Below are 15,214 nucleotides of genomic sequence, written 5' to 3' on the forward strand. Positions count from 1 at the left end.
TTCACTGGGGCAGCGCGCTTAGCTCACTGCGGTTACGGCCACCGTGCTTGGCGCGATACAGCGCCTGGTCGGCACGCTTCAGTGCATCCTGGCTGCTCTCGTCGTGGCCGAGCAGGGTGCAGCCCAGGCTGACCGTCTGCTGCAATTCGCCCTGGTCGAGTTGTATGGGCAGGCTGGCGATGCTCAGACGGATACGCTCGGCGATCTGCAGCAGTTCCGTATCATCGTGCACGCGGGTGAGTGCGACGAACTCTTCGCCGCCATTGCGGGCGAGGATATCCGCCGGTCGTAGTGCGCTGCTCATGCGTCGGGCGCTTTCCCAGAGCACATGGTCGCCACCGTCATGACCATACCTGTCGTTGACCTGCTTGAAATGATCCAGATCGCAATAGATCAAGCCCAGGCGCTGGCTGCTGCATTTGACGGCGACTTGTTCCAGAGCCAGGAAATGCTGCAATCCGGCGCGATTCCAGAGTTGCGTAAGCGGATCGAGCATGCCCTTGCGCTGCTCACGGCTGAGCGCGTCGCGCAGGTCACTGGCCTGTTGCGAACTGTGCTGCAGGTGCAGGTAGTGTTCGGCGAGGTAGGCCAGGTCACGCAGGCGGAAATGTTCCTGAATACCGAACTGGCGTGGCTGCGGGTCGGCCAGGCAGAGGGTACCCAATGGCAGGCCCTCGCTATCGTGCAGCGGCCAGCCGGCGTAAAAGCGCACATCGGGGGTGTTGCGCGCCAACTCGGAGCCGGCGAAGCAGGCGTCTGTCAGGCTGTCTTCGGCGATGAGCGGTGCGTCGCGCAGGACCGCGTGTGAACAGTACGAGAGGCTGCGCGGTGTTTCAGCCGCGTCCATCCCCTGGCGGCTCTTGAACCATTGGCGATCACGGTCAACCAATGTGACCAGCGCCATCTTCACCTGAAATACATCGCGGGCCAGACGAGTCAGGGCGTCCAGGTAGGGATCGGCGGGGGTGTCGAGCAGCTCCAGGTTATCCAGGGCTTGTTGGCGCTTGGCCTCGTTAGCGGGCAGCTGAACGCTGAGCATGGGCGATCTCTCCTGATACTGGGAGTGGGAACCACAGGTCGCGGCGACTCAAGTGCCAAGCATAGCCACCCAGTATGACGCTGCGCAGCCCCATGAAGGCCAGAAATGCCAACCACAGCCCGTGATTGCCCAGGCTTTGCAGCCACCAGGCCAGCGGCAGTGCCAAGGCCAGGGCGATGAGCATGGCGTCGCGCATCTCGCGGGCGCGGGTGGCACCGATGAACAGGCCGTCGAGCAGGTAGCTCCACACGGCCAGCAGCGGCAGCACGGCCAGGTAGGGCAGGAAGGTCAGCGCCAGTTCGCGGACTTCGGCGATATCGGTGAGCATGCCGACGAACCAGTGCCCGCCGAACAGGAAGAACAGCGCAAAGCCGGCACTGGCCAGCAGCGACCAGGTGCCGGCCACCAGTAGCGAGCGGCGCAGTGCAGCGCGATCACGCGCGCCCAGGGCATGACCGCACAAGGCTTCGACGGCATGCGCCAGGCCGTCCAAGGCGTAGGCGGTCAGGGTCAGACCATTGAGCAGCAGCGCGTTGGCTGCCACCGTGGCATCGCCCAGGCGCGTACCTTTCACGGTGATCAGGAAGAACACCAATTGCAGCGCCAGGGTACGGATGAAGATGTCGCGGTTGACCGCCAGCACTGGGCGCCAGTTGCGCCAGTGTCGCAGCGCGCGGCGGTCGAGTTGGCCGGGATAGCGTGCCAGCGCGCCACGGGCCAGCCACAGGCCGAGCAGGGCACCGCTCCATTCGGCGATCACCGAGGCCCAGGCCGCACCGGCCACGCCCCATTCCAGGCCGAGCACGAACAGCAGATCCAGCGATACGTTGATCAGGTTGGCGGTGAGCAGAATGGCCAGCGGGCCACGGGCGCTTTGCGTGCCGAGCAGCCAGCCGATCAGCGCATAGGTCGCCAGGCTGGCGGGCAGGCCGAACAGGCGAATCTGGAAATACTGGCGCGCCAACTGATCCAGCTCCGCCGAGGGTTGCATCAGGCTCAGCGCCGCGCTGCTGAACGGCAAAGCCAGCAGGCCCAGCAGCAAGGCCATGAACACGCCGAGGCCGAGCCCTTGCACCAGCACCTGGCGCAACGCGCCGCCATCTTCGCGCCCTGCTGCCTGAGCGGCGAAACCGGTGCTGCCCATGCGCAGAAAGCCCATGGCCCAGGTCAGCAGGGTATACAGGCTGCCGCCGACTGCCACCGCAGCGAGCTGGTGAGCATGTGGCAGATGGCCGACCACGGCGGTGTCGACCAAGGCCACCATGGGCACCGACAAATTGGAGAGGATCATCGGTGCCGCCAGCGCCCAGACCTTGCGCTGGGTCGGGGTGTGGCGCCAGGCTTCGAGCAGTGCGTGCATGTGGGGCTTCCGTTCCAGCAAAGCGCCGATTATAGGCGCCCTGCGGAGTGTGCGCAGCTTGGCGGATTTCGTCGCCTCGCCTCGTCGGCGCATTGGCCGCTCGGCTATAGTGATGGCCTTCGCGCCCCTACTCTCCGGAGCCCGCAATGCCGAACAAAGGACTGCTTCTGGCCATGCTGCTGAGCCTGCTCAGCGCCTGTGATTCCTCCCAGCCCCCTGCCACGGTGACCCCCGCCGCGCCTGCTGCGCAACAGCCACAGGCGCCCAAGCCAGCGGTCGACCGCGAGGCACTGGCCAAGCGCTACGCCGGGCGCGAGCTGGAGGTGGTCGACGTTTCCGAGGTGCAGCTCGATGGCGCCAGTGCGCTGTCGCTGACCTTCTCCATGCCACTGGACCCCGATCAGCCCTTCGCCGAACGCCTGCATCTGGTCGATAGCGTCTCTGGCAAGGTCGATGGCGCCTGGGAACTGACCGACAACCTCAGCGAGCTGCGCCTGCGCCACCTCGAGCCGAAGCGCAAACTGGTGCTGACCATCGATGCCGGGCTGAAGTCGATCAATGGCGGCAAACTCGCTGCCGAGCATGTCAGCCGTTTCGAAACCCGCGACCTGCAGGCCAGCGTCGGTTTCGCCAGCCGTGGCTCGCTGCTGCCGACCCGACTGGCCGAAGGCCTGCCGGTGATCGCGCTGAACGTCGACAAGGTCAATGTCGAGTTCTTCCGCATCAAGCCCGAGGCGCTGCCGAATTTCCTCGCGCGCTGGGGCCGCGCCAGCAACCTGGATACCTGGGAGGCGCGCGAGCTGCTGCCGATGGCCGATCTAGTCTATGGCGGGCGCTTCGACCTGAACCCGGCACGCAATACCCGTGAAACCCTGCTGCTGCCCATTGCCGGCCTGGAGCCGTTCAAGCAGCCGGGCGTGTACCTGGTGGTGATGCGTGAGGCTGGCAGCTACAGCTACTCGCAGCCAGCGACGCTGTTTTCCCTGAGCGATATCGGCCTGTCCGCGCATCGTTATCGTGACCGCCTCGATGTGTTCACCCAGACGCTGGAAGGTGGCAAGGCGCAGTCCGGCGTGCAGCTCGAGTTGCTCGATGGTGATGGCGCTTTGCTCGCTGAAGGCAAGACCGATTCGGCCGGCCATGCGCAACTGCCGCTGCCGGACAAGGCCCAGGTGCTGCTGGCCAGGCAGGACGAGCAGACCAGCCTGCTGCGCCTGAACACCCCGGCGCTGGATCTGGCCGAATTCGACATCACCGGCCCGAAAGCGCACGCCCTGCAGTTCTTCGTGTTCGGCCCGCGCGATCTGTATCGCCCCGGCGAGACCGTGCTGCTCAACGGCCTGCTGCGCGATGCCGATGGTCGCCCGGTCAAGGCGCAGCCGGTCAGCGTCGAGGTACGCCGCCCGGATGAGCAAATCAGCCGCAAGTTCGTCTGGAATGCCGGTGATGACGGCCTCTATCAGTATCAACTGCCGCTGGCCGAGGAGGCCCCGACCGGGCGCTGGCAACTGTTGCTCGACCTGGGCGACGGCAGCCCACAGCTCTATGAATTTCTCGTCGAGGACTTCCTGCCCGAGCGCCTGGCCCTGGAACTCAAGGGCCAGGACCAGCCCTATGCACCGGGCGACAGTGCCGAGTTCGCTGTGACTGGCCGCTATCTCTACGGCGCGCCGGCCGCCGGTAATCGCCTGACCGGGCAGCTCTATGTGCGTCCGCTGCGTGAGGCGGTGGCCAGCCTGCCGGGCTATCAGTTCGGCGATATCACCGAGGCCGATCTGAGCCAGGACCAGGAACTGGACGAGGTCAGTCTCGACGATCAGGGCCGCGCCGTGCTGCGCCCGGAAAATCGCTGGGGTGACGCCAAGTCGCCGCTGCGTCTGATCCTCCAGGCCAGCCTGCAAGAGTCCGGTGGTCGCCCGATCACCCGCCGCATCATCCAGCCGGTGTGGCCGGCCGAGCGGTTGCCAGGGCTGCGTGGGCTGTTCGAGGGTGAGGAAGTCGACGCCGACAGCCTGGCCGAATTCGAAATTCTGGTGGCCGACGCCGCTGGCAACAAGCTGGCAGCCGACAACCTCAACGTGCGCCTGGTGCGCGAACGCCGCGACTATTTCTGGAGCTTCTCCGACGGTGAAGGCTGGCGTCACAACTACAACGAGAAATTCCTCACCCTCAGCGACGAGCCGCTGAAGGTCGCCGCGGGCGGTACCGCCAAGGTCAGCTTCCCGGTGGAGTGGGGCCCTTATCGGGTCGAGGTGGTGGACAACCAGACCGGGCTGGTCAGCAGTCTGCGCTTCTGGGCCGGCTACCGCTGGCAGGACAACGCCGATGGCGGCGCGGTGCGCCCGGACCAGGTCAAGCTGGCGCTGGATAAACCCGCCTATTCCGCCGGTGATGTGGCCAGGATCACCGTCACCCCGCCCGCTGCCGGCAACGGCTACCTGCTGGTCGAGTCCAGCGAGGGGCCGCTGTGGTGGGAGGAAATCAGCGTGCCGGCCGAAGGCAAGACCTTCGAACTGCCCATCGACAAGAAATGGGCGCGCCACGATCTCTACCTCAGCGCCCTGGTGGTGCGTCCGGGTGAGCGCAAGGCGCAGGTCACCCCGAAACGTGCGGTCGGCCTGCTGCACCTGCCGCTGGAACGTGCCCCGCGCAAGCTGGCGGTGAGCCTGGAGGCGCCAGAGAAGATGCGGCCCAAACAGCCGCTGAAGGTCAAGGTCAGCGCGCGTAATGCCGACGGCAGCATTCCTGACAAGGTGCATGTGCTGGTCGCCGCGGTGGACGTGGGCATCCTAAATATCACCAGCTATGCCACGCCCGATCCTTTCGCCAACTTCTTCGGGCGCAAGGCCTATGGCGCTGACCAACTGGATATCTACGGCCAACTGATCGAAGCCCAGGGGCGCGTCGCCAGCCTGGCCTTCGGTGGTGATGCCGGCCTTGCCGCCGGTGGCAAACGCCCGGATACCAGTGTGCTGATCGTCGCCCTGCAGAGCGATGCGCTGAAACTGAACGACAAGGGCGAGGGCGAAGTCAGCCTGGACATTCCCGACTTCAACGGCGAGCTGCGACTGATGGCCCAGGCCTGGACCGACGAACGCTTCGGCATGGCCGAGGCCAAGACGGTGGTCGCTGCGCCGCTGATCGCCGAACTGTCGATGCCGCGTTTCCTTGCCGGTGGTGACGAAACCACCCTGGCGCTGGACCTGACCAACCTGTCCGGTGCCGAGCAGCAGCTCGACGTGCAGGTCAGTGTGGAAGGCCAACTGCGTCTGCTCAACCAGGGTGAGGCGCCGATCCGTCTGAACGACGGCCAGCGCACCACACTGCGGATTCCGGTGCGCGCCGAAGGTGGCCTGGGGCAGGGGCGTATCCATGTCGAGGTGCAGGGCCTGGCTCTGCCGAACGAGACGCTGGGCGACTTCAGTCGCGAATGGACGCTGGGCATTCGCCCGGCCTACCCGGCGCAGCTGCAACACTTCCGTGCGGTATTGGGGGAGGGCGAGCCCTGGACCCTGCCGGCCGGTACCTTGAACCAGTTCGAGCCTGCCGGGCTGGAGGCGGTGCTGGCGCTGTCGAGCCGGCCGCCGCTGAACCTCGGTGAGCAGATCCGTGCACTCAAGGCCTATCCGTACGGGTGTCTGGAGCAGACCACCAGCGGCCTGTTTCCGTCGCTCTACGCTGACGCTGCGAGCCTCAAGCGCCTCGGCTTGGAAGGCGAGCCGGAAGAGCAACGGCGCAAGAGCATCGAGCTGGGTATCGAGCGTCTGCTCGGCATGCAGCGTCACAGTGGCGGCTTCGGCCTGTGGAGCGCCGAGAGCGAAGAGGAATACTGGCTCACCGCTTATGTCACCGACTTCCTCCTGCGTGCTCGCGAGCAGGGCTTTGGCGTACCGCCAGAGGCACTGAAGAAGGCCAACGACCGCCTGCTGCGTTACCTGCAGCAGAGCAGTCTGATCGAAGCCAGCTACAGCCAGGACTTCGCCCACACCCGCTTCGCCGTGCAGGCCTACGCCGGCTACGTGTTGGCGCGTAGCCAACAGGCGCCGCTGGGCGCGCTACGCAGCCTGTTCGACCGTCGTAACGACGCCCGCTCCGGTCTGCCGCTGGTGCAACTGGCCGCCGCATTGAAGCTGATGGGCGATGCACCGCGTGCCGAGCAGGCGTTGAATCAGGGCTTGATTCAACAACGCGATGGCGAACGCTGGATGGCTGACTATGGCAGCCCGCTGCGCGATCAGGCGCTGATTCTCGCCCTGCTGGAAGAGCACGATCTGGCGGCTGGCCAGCGCGAGCAACGTCTGTTCAATCTGGCGGATGAGCTGGCCGGTCAGCGCTGGTTGTCGACCCAGGAGCGCAACTCGCTGTTCCTCGCCGGTCGCGGCATTCTCGGCAAACCCGAGCAAAGCTGGAGCGCCAAGCTGGCCAGCGGCGCCTTCCAGTTCGACCTGAGCAACCAGCAGCCCGGCATCAAGCTGGAGCGTGGCGAGCTGGCCGAACCGCTGAGCGTGAGCAACGCCGGCAGCGCTACCTTGTATCAGCAACTTACCCTGTCCGGTTACCCGAGCCAGGCGCCGCGCGCCGGTGGTGAGAACCTCAGCATCGAGCGCGAGTACCTCGGTATGGATGGTCGCCCGCTCGATTTGCAGCGCCTGGACAGCGGCGAACTGGTGCTGGTGCACCTGGCCGTGCGCGCCAAGCAACGTGTGCCGGACGCCCTGGTCGTTGACCTGCTCCCGGCTGGCCTGGAGCTGGAGAACCAGAACCTGGCGCAAAGCGCGGCGAGCCTTGATGACGCAGGCATCAACGTCAAGGAGTGGCGTCAGTCGATGCAGAACGCGCGGATCAAGCACCAGGAATATCGCGGCGACCGTTACGTAGCCGCGGTGGATGTGGAGGAGTACGGCACTACCCATCTGCTCTACCTGGCCCGTGCGGTGACGCCGGGCAGCTACCGTGTACCGCCACCGCAGGTCGAATCCATGTACCGCCCGAGCTGGCAGGCACTGGGTAGTGCGCCGGATAGTCTGGTGGTGAGGGGGCGCTAAAAGCGGCCCTCTCCTCAACCCTCTCCCATGAATGGGAGAGGGGGCCGAGCGTGTACAACTTCTGTTGCGTGTCTAACTTCTCCCCTCTCCCGCTTGCGGGAGAGGGGTTGGGGGAGAGGGAAAAAAGGTTCAAGGAGGAACCATGACGCTACTCGACAACGCCAAACGCCTTCGTCATGAGATGACTGATGCCGAACAACGGCTCTGGTATTACCTGCGTGCCCACCGCTTCCTAGGCCTGAAGTTCAAACGGCAGAAACCCATTGGCCCTTATATCGTCGACTTCATCTGCACCGAACGCTGGCTGGTCATCGAGCTGGACGGTGGTCAACATCAGCGGCAGGCGGAATACGACCAGAAACGTGAGCATTATCTGGAGAGTCGAGGCTATCGTGTGCTGCGTTTCTGGAATCATCAGGTGCTGGCTGAAACGAAGGCGGTACTTGAACGGGTTCGTCTTGAAATCGGCGAGCAAGATGGGCGGTGAACGTAGCCACAAGTCTTGGCAAAACGCTGATCGGCTCCCCTCTCCCATTTATGGGAGAGGGGCTGGGGGAGAGGGCCTTGCATGCGCCGCCTAACTCGCCGTTGGCTCCTCATTCTCGTACTCCCCCTGACCCTGCTCTGGCTAGCCGACCAACTCTTTCCACTACCCCTGCCCGAGGATGATCTGGCGCGGGTGGTGCTGGCCGAGGACGGCACGCCGTTGTGGCGCTTCGCTGACCGTGATGGCGTATGGCGCTATCCGGTGACGCCCGAAGAGGTCTCGCCCTATTACCTGGAAGCGTTGCTGACTTACGAGGACCGCTGGTTTCGCCAGCACCCTGGGGTCAATCCGCTGGCGCTGGGGCGTGCGGCCTGGCAGAACCTGACCGGCGGGCGCGTGGTGTCCGGCGGCAGTACGCTGTCGATGCAGGTGGCGCGGCTGCTCGATCCGCATGGGCGTGACCTGCCCGGCAAGCTCAAGCAACTGTGGCGCACGGCGCAGTTGGAATGGCACCTGTCCAAGGACGAAATCCTCACCCTGTACCTGAACCGTGCGCCTTTCGGTGGCACCCTCGAGGGCGTGGCGGCTGCCAGCTGGAGTTACCTGGGCAAGCCGCCGAGCCAACTGACCCGTGCCGATGCGGCGTTGCTCGCGGTACTGCCGCAGGCGCCCAGCCGCTTGCGTCCGGACCGGCATCCCGAGCGCGCCCAGGCCGCACGTGACAAGGTGCTGCGGCGCCTGGGCGAGTTTCAGGTGTGGCCCCAGTCCCAGGTAGACGAAGCGCTGGAGGAACCAGTGTTTCTAGCGCCGCGCCGTGAGCCAAGCCTCGCGCCCTTGCTGGCGCGGCGGCTGAACCGTGCCGGCAGCCCACCGCTAATCCGCACCACCCTCGATGCCAGCTTGCAGCAGCGCCTGGAAGACCTGCTGCTGGGCTGGCGCGCGCGCCTGCCTGAGCGCACCTCGGCGGCGATTCTGGTGGTCGAGCACGAGAGTATGGCGGTGCGTGCCTATCTCGGATCGGTGGATATAGCCGATACCTCGCGCTTCGGTCACGTCGACATGGTTCGCGCCCTGCGCTCGCCGGGCTCGACGCTCAAGCCCTTTCTCTATGGCATGGCCCTGGATGCCGGGCTGATTCATTCCGAGTCGCTGCTGCAGGACGTGCCGCGACACTATGGCGACTACCGGCCCGGCAACTTCGCCGCCGGCTTCGTCGGTCCGGTATCGGCCAGCGAGGCGCTGGCCACCTCGCTCAATTTGCCGGCCGTGCAGTTGCTCGAAGCCTACGGGCCGAAACGCTTTGCCGGTGAGCTGCGCAGTGCCGGTGTGCCTATTCGCCTGCCTGCACTGGCGGAGCCGAACCTGGCGATGATCCTTGGAGGCGGCGGTTCGCGCCTGGAGTCGCTGGTGGCAGGCTACAGCGCCTTCGCGCGCGGTGGCATGGCGGCCAAGCCGCGACTGCAGCCGAGTGATGAACTGCGCGAGCGGCGCCTGCTGTCGCCCGGCTCGGCCTGGATCATCAGGCGCATTCTCAGCGGTCAGGCGCGCCCTGATCGTGACCCGCGTGCCTACCTGGCGCAGCGCCCGACCCTGGCCTGGAAAACCGGCACCAGCTACGGCTTTCGCGATGCCTGGGCCATCGGCGTCGGCCCGCGTCACCTGATCGGTATCTGGATCGGTCGCCCGGATGGCACGCCGGTGCCTGGCCAGTTCGGCCTGGCCTCCGCTGCGCCGCTGTTGCTGCAGGTTCACGATCTGCTGGTCAACCGCGACAGCCAGCGCGGCATTGCCACACCGCCCGATCCACAACCTGCCGAGGTGGGTGTGGCGGCCATCTGCTGGCCATTGGGGCAGCCGATGAGCAGGGACGACCCCAACTGCCGGCGCCTGCGTTTCGTCTGGACGCTTGAAGGCACCACGCCACCCACGCTGCTGGCAGCCGATCAGCCACTGGGGAGCGGTTTGCGCGAGCGCTATTGGGTCAATGCCCAAGGGCTGCGCGTCGGCTCCGGTTGTGCCGGGGCCGAAGCGCGTGAACTGGCCTTGTGGCCGGCACCGCTGGAGCCCTGGTTGCCGCGCCGGGAGCGGCGTACCGCGCGTTTGCCACATATCGATGCGAGCTGCCCGCCACCACAGAGCAGTCAGGTGTCACCGTTGTCCATCGTCGGTGTGCGCAATGGCGATCGCTTGCGTCGGCCGCAAGGCAGTCAAGAACCGCTAAGGCTCAATCTTTCGGCCCTGGGCGGCAGCGGCCGGCGCTGGTGGTTCCTCGATGGCCAACCTATTGGGGAGAGCACTCAGGATGCTCCCTTCAACCACGCGTTCGCCAGTGGCCGGCATCAACTGAGTGTGCTCGACGAAGGTGGTCAGACCGCTCGTCTGGAATTTAGCGTAGGGTCCTGAGATCTGAGTTTCCAGGTGTCGGCCGCTCTGGCCTGAGCTGCCTGGCCGATGGTCTAACCGGGTAGATGGGCAAGTTCCGCCTTTAGTCGTGATGGGCTTTGTAAGATGCCGTGCACACCACTTATCCCTCCGGAACACGCTGGTGTGCGCCGCCTGGGCAGCCCCGCTGCACCCTACCTAAATTGGTACGTGATCTTAACGCCAGCGCGCTTTAGTGATCTGCCGCAACCAGACGGTTACGGCCTTCGCGCTTGGCGCGGTATAGCGCACTGTCGACGCGCTTGAAGAAGGCGTCGGCATCGGCGTCATGGCTGTTGCTGAAGCAACCGATGCCGAGACTGGTTGTCAGCTCCAGACGCTGATCGTACAACTGCAGGCCTTCTACCTCCAGCTCCTGTCGAAAGTGCTCGGCCAGATCCCAGGCCTGGGCCAGTGTGGTGCCCGGCAGCAGCACACCGAACTCCTCGCCACCCAGGCGTAGCAGTGCGTTGGCATCGCGGCGAAACACCTTGCGCATGCGTTCGGCGAAGGCGCTCAGGCAGGTATCGCCACCGACGTGGCCGTGTTCGTCGTTGACCTTCTTGAAGAAGTCGATATCCATCAGTACCAGCGACAGCGGCTCGCCCTGGCGCACTGCATTGGCCACCAGGCTGGGAAACAGGTTATTGAACTGATAGCGGTTGCCGAGCTGGGTCAGGCTGTCGGTGCGACTGAGCAGGTCCAACTGGCTTTGCTGCTCCAGCAGCTTGAGCTCCAGATTGATGGTGGCGCGGTACTCGCGATGGTTACGCCCTAATACCAGAATCAGATAGCTGAGATAGAAGATCAGAGTGATCAGCATCGCGTGCCTCTGCTGCCAGTTCAGCGCCATCACTGCCAGGCCCGGCAGGTAGAGCAGGGCCAGCGCCAGGAGTGCGCGGCTGCGGCGCATGGCGAAGTTGAAGGTCATCGCCGTGGCGAAGGCCACCGTGGCCAGTGTGGCGATCATTTCCGAGTCGTTGTAGGCATCGCTGTACACCGCCAGCGCATGGGCCTGGCCCCAGCACAACGAAGTCAGGAGGATCAGACCCCAGTGACGGTCGAGCCAGCGCTGCAACTGCTCGGGGCTTTCGAGGCCGTCAGGGCGGTGCAGCAGTCGCGCGGCCAGCAGTGCGGCGAACAGCAGGCAGCCCAGCACCCCGCTGAACATCAGGCTGCCGGGCGCTGCGCTGAAGGCCCAGGTCAGCAGCCAGGCCAGAAAATAGAAGAAACCACCAAGGCGCGTGCGGATGCGGGTGTCATCCACTTCGCGCCACAGGGCGAAGGTATTGGGTTGGCGCGGTACTTCGGCGTCGGGCATCGTTTTCGGCCTGTCACCGCTGGCGGCCACCTCCGGGCCGTCGCAGGCGACGTCAGAACCTTCTCCACGGGGCTTTTTGTGATCACAGAAAATGCATGCCTGAGCATAGCGCCTTTTCGTGATACCTGGAGTGTCCATTTGCCAGTATTCGTGGCCACCCGTCAGCCGCGACGGATCATCCATATCCCGGCGACGATCAACAGCAGGCCTGCCACCTTGCCGAAGGTGATCGGATTTTCTCGGAAACCGGCCCAGCCGAAATGATCGAGGGTGATGGCCATGGCCAGTTGTCCGGCGATCACCAGCACCATGAACAGCAGTGCCCCGACGCGCGGCCCGGCGAAGGCCGCGGTCGCGATGAAGAAAGCGCCGAGCAGGCCGCCGCTCCAGTGCCACCAGGTCAGCTCCTTGAGCGCACCGAGGCCAGGCATTTCACGCTGGCTCAGGGTCATCAGCAGTAACGCCAGGCTGCCAACGGCAAAGGAAATCAGCGCGGCGGCGAAGACACTGGACAGGTGACGGGCAAGCTGGCCATTGATACCGGCCTGCAGAGGCAGCACCGCGCCGGCGAGGAAGGGCAGGGCCAGCAGCCAGCCGCTGATGTGGTTCATAAATAACTCCAACGAGGGAAACGGGGTAAGGCGTTACGACAGGTTTTTTTCCAGCTGCACCAGGGCGACACGGCTGCCATCCGGGGCGCGGCGTTCGACGATGCCGACGGTCTGATAGCCAAGACGCGTGTAGAGCAGCAGGCCGCCAGCGTTGGCGTTGAAGCAGGACACCTTCATCAGCGGCGCCTTGTAGCGCTCGTGGGCGATCTGCTCCATCACTTCCACCAGGTGCTGAGCCACGCCCTGGCTGCGTGCCCAGGGTGCCACCATCAGGTTGCCGAGGGCGCAGAATTCGCCGTGCTGCCATTGGTAGAAATTGGCGAAGCCGGCGACTTTTCCAGCCAGTTCCACCACGGTGCTTTCACGCCGCTCGGCAATGGCGGCAGCGAGCTGGCCGACGTTGAGTGGCCAGATGGCCTTGGGGTAGCAGAAGAACAGTTCATCGACGTTCTGCGGGAAGCCGGCCACGTCACCGAGGTCGGTGGCCGTGGCCGGGCGGTGTTGCAGGTTTGCGTTCAAACGGGGCGGTCCTTGTTCAGCGCGGTGGATACTGCGAGAGCACCTGGGTGACGGTTTCGCGGATCGCCCGTTCGCGCTCTGCCGGTGTCGGTGGCTGGCTGCGCATGACCTGTTCACCGCTGCCGCGCCAGACCAGTTTGCCGTCTTTGCCGTCGTACAAGTCGATCTGCAGCGTCGCGACCTTGTAGTCCACACGGCGCGTTTCGGTGAAGGCCGGGCCGCCCCAGTAACCTCCCCAATAGCCGCCCCAGCCACCGCCGTACTGGGTGGTGATCTGATCCTGACGCTCGTCGACGATCAGCACGCTCTGCACTTTCAGGTCGCCCTTGCCGTCAGCTGCTTGGCGCAGGCCGCGTTGCTCGAGCTGCTCGGCGACGGCCTGGCTGATTCGCGCTTCGGTGATATCGCTCTTCAGCCGTGCGTCGTCGGGTTGGTAGGCGAGCTTGTCGTCCATCCAGCTCCAGCTGCGGTAGGCGGCGAAATCGCGGCTGGGGTCGAAGTCGCGCTCCAGGCTGACGCTGGCGCAACCACTGAGCAGCAGGGCAAGAAACAGGCAGGGCAGGGTACGCATGATGCTCTCCGAGGCGGTCGATCAATGGGGTGGGTAGCCGTTTAGCGCGCTGCGGATGGCCTCACGCATGGCCTCGGCCTGCGCCGCCTGATCCTTGCCGGCCAGGGCCTCGCCGCTGCCGGACCAGACCACCTGGCGGTCGCGCGGGTCGATCAGTTCGAGGCGTACCACGGCCACTTTCTGTTCGTAGGTGCGCACGATGGGCACGCTGCCATAGGCGCCGTAATGGCGATCCCAGTGGCTGCCAGTGCCGTAGTAGCCGCCGACGTTGTCCTGATACTGGCGCAGGCGGGTTTCCTGGCTGATGCGGGCGCTGACCAGCACATCAGCGGGGCCGTTGAGCGCCGGGCGCAGGCCATACTGGTCGAGGCCGGCGCTGACGCTGTCGGCCAGTTCACTGCTGGGCGCCTGGCCGTCCAGCCAGCTCCAGCTGCGATAACGGCCGTAATCGCGCGGTGCGGCCGGGTAGGCGCTGCGGTCGAAGGTGGTGGCCGCTTCCGGCGGGGCTGGTGGTATGGGCAGCGATTCGGCGCGGTAGGGATTCTGGCTCTGACAGGCGGCCAGCAGCGGCAGGATGAGTATGGCTATGACGGTGCGCATGGTGGTCTCCGTGGTCGCGCGCGACATCCCGGGTGGTTTCAGGCTACGCCGGCTTGCTGGCTTCGTCCAACGCGTTCAGATCGGCCGGCATATCCAGTGCAGGTAACGGCCCAGCCCCTCGAAGCTGGGGTGACGCCGATGGGCCAGCTCCATTTCCAGCAGGTCGATCAGTTCGGCCTTGGCCTGGAATGGCTGCGGCATGTAATCGTGGAATACGCGCACGCCGCTACGGCTTTCGACCTGCCAGTAGGCTGCGAGTTGCGTGGCCAGTTCGCGTGGGTCGAGCGGTTGTTGGGGCGTCAGGCTCTGTTTCTCGCCGGCGAACTGCGCCTTGCGCAGCTTGCGGAAGTGGCCCTTGAGCAGGTTGCGGTAGATCAGCGCGTCCTTGTTATAGAAGGCCAGCGACAGCCAGCCGCCCTTGTTCGTCAACTGGTGCAGCACCGGCAGGATGGCGGCCGGCTCGGCCAGCCATTCCAGCACGGCGTGGCACAGCACCAGGTCGAAGGGCTCCTGCAACTGGCCGGGCAGTTCCTGCCAGGGCGCCTGGATGAAGGTGGCATGCTGACCCGCTTCGGTGAAACGCTGACGCGCGCCTTCGAGCATGGGTTCGGCCGGCTCAGCCAGGGTGACCTGATGGCCACGCTGGGCCAGCCACAGGCTCATATGGCCGAGCCCGGCGCCCACGTCGAGTACGCGCAGCGGACGATCCGGCAGCGCTTCGGCTAGGTCGGCCTGCAGCACGGCGAGGCGGATGGCACCCTTGGCGCCGCCGTAGATCCTCTCGGCGAAGCGGGTGGCGAGTTCGTCGAAGTGGCGGTCGCTCATGTGAGGAAGCGCCGTTCGTTGTCGGCGAGCTTGTCGAGCACCGCCTGGTTCATGTCGATGCCCAACTCGCTGCACAGTTGCAGCAGATAGAGCACCACATCGGCCACTTCCTGGCCGGCATGGGCGAGTTGTTCAGGCGGCAACTGGCGGGATTGCTCCTCGCTCAGCCACTGGAAGATTTCCACCAGTTCGGCCATTTCCACGCTGGCGGCCATGGCCAGGTTCTTCGGGCTCTGGTAACGGCGCCAGTCGTTGTGGTCGCGAATGGCGTGCATGCGCGCGGTGAGTGCAGCGATGTTCATGGTGCGGCTCCTGTCGAGCCGCATAGCTTCGGCGCGAACGTTGTGCGCTGCAAGCAGGAGCTGATTGGCCTGTTCTTCGGATGAGCGTCGTTGACGAATGACAACCGACGCCA

General features: G+C 65.2%; 12 protein-coding genes. 3 read left to right on the top strand and 9 right to left on the bottom strand.

Features of this window, described 5'->3' with window-relative positions:
• Position 1 precedes the first annotated feature (1 nt).
• The gene (locus J7655_RS03600; RefSeq protein WP_230926606.1) at positions 2–1,039 is read right to left on the bottom strand and encodes a GGDEF domain-containing protein; all 1,038 of its coding nucleotides are present in this window, start codon (positions 1,037–1,039) and stop codon (positions 2–4) included.
• Positions 1,014–2,399 carry an MATE family efflux transporter gene (locus J7655_RS03605; protein WP_230926607.1) on the bottom strand — a complete coding sequence of 462 codons (1,386 nt, stop codon included), beginning with the start codon at positions 2,397–2,399 and terminating at the stop codon, positions 1,014–1,016. The genes J7655_RS03600 and J7655_RS03605 overlap by 26 nt, the downstream gene beginning before the upstream one ends.
• Positions 2,400–2,545: 146 nt before the next feature.
• Between J7655_RS03605 and J7655_RS03610 the strand changes: the two genes are divergently transcribed.
• The 3 genes from J7655_RS03610 to pbpC all read left to right on the top strand — a co-directional run bounded on the left by J7655_RS03610 (position 2,546) and on the right by pbpC (position 10,334).
• Positions 2,546–7,444 (top strand): alpha-2-macroglobulin family protein, encoded by a 4,899-nt coding sequence (locus tag J7655_RS03610; RefSeq protein WP_230926608.1) that lies wholly within the window; start codon positions 2,546–2,548, stop codon positions 7,442–7,444.
• Between the two features lie 142 nt (positions 7,445–7,586).
• The gene (locus J7655_RS03615) at positions 7,587–7,931 is read left to right on the top strand and encodes an endonuclease domain-containing protein (protein WP_125881507.1); all 345 of its coding nucleotides are present in this window, start codon (positions 7,587–7,589) and stop codon (positions 7,929–7,931) included.
• Between the two features lie 81 nt (positions 7,932–8,012).
• Positions 8,013–10,334: a peptidoglycan glycosyltransferase PbpC gene (gene pbpC, locus J7655_RS03620; RefSeq protein ID WP_230926609.1), complete on the top strand. Its 2,322-nt coding sequence runs from the start codon at positions 8,013–8,015 to the stop codon at positions 10,332–10,334.
• A gap of 211 nt (positions 10,335–10,545) precedes the next feature.
• Here pbpC and J7655_RS03625 read toward each other — a convergent pair whose 3' ends face one another.
• The 7 genes from J7655_RS03625 to J7655_RS03655 form a co-directional block, all read right to left on the bottom strand.
• Positions 10,546–11,673, bottom strand: coding sequence for a GGDEF domain-containing protein (locus J7655_RS03625; protein WP_230926610.1), 1,128 nt, complete (start codon positions 11,671–11,673; stop codon positions 10,546–10,548).
• A gap of 161 nt (positions 11,674–11,834) precedes the next feature.
• Entirely contained in the window at positions 11,835–12,284 is a 450-nt protein-coding gene (locus J7655_RS03630) for a DMT family transporter (protein WP_106732596.1), read from the bottom strand.
• Positions 12,285–12,317: 33 nt separating this feature from the next.
• Positions 12,318–12,803, bottom strand: a complete 486-nt coding sequence (locus tag J7655_RS03635; RefSeq protein ID WP_230926611.1) for a GNAT family N-acetyltransferase — start codon at positions 12,801–12,803, stop codon at positions 12,318–12,320.
• A 16-nt stretch (positions 12,804–12,819) separates the two neighbouring features.
• Positions 12,820–13,377, bottom strand: coding sequence for a DUF4136 domain-containing protein (locus J7655_RS03640; RefSeq protein ID WP_230927658.1), 558 nt, complete (start codon positions 13,375–13,377; stop codon positions 12,820–12,822).
• Positions 13,378–13,395: 18 nt separating this feature from the next.
• Positions 13,396–13,974, bottom strand: a complete 579-nt coding sequence (locus J7655_RS03645; protein WP_230926612.1) for a DUF4136 domain-containing protein — start codon at positions 13,972–13,974, stop codon at positions 13,396–13,398.
• A 75-nt stretch (positions 13,975–14,049) separates the two neighbouring features.
• Complete coding sequence (locus tag J7655_RS03650) at positions 14,050–14,799, bottom strand: methyltransferase domain-containing protein (RefSeq protein ID WP_230926613.1); 750 nt, start codon at positions 14,797–14,799, stop codon at positions 14,050–14,052.
• Positions 14,796–15,101, bottom strand: coding sequence for a nucleotide pyrophosphohydrolase (locus J7655_RS03655; protein WP_230926614.1), 306 nt, complete (start codon positions 15,099–15,101; stop codon positions 14,796–14,798). The genes J7655_RS03650 and J7655_RS03655 overlap by 4 nt, the downstream gene beginning before the upstream one ends.
• Positions 15,102–15,214 lie beyond the last annotated feature (113 nt).

It is taken from the genome of Pseudomonas wenzhouensis (genome assembly GCF_021029445.1).
Taxonomy (GTDB): Bacteria; Pseudomonadota; Gammaproteobacteria; order Pseudomonadales; family Pseudomonadaceae; genus Aquipseudomonas; species Aquipseudomonas wenzhouensis.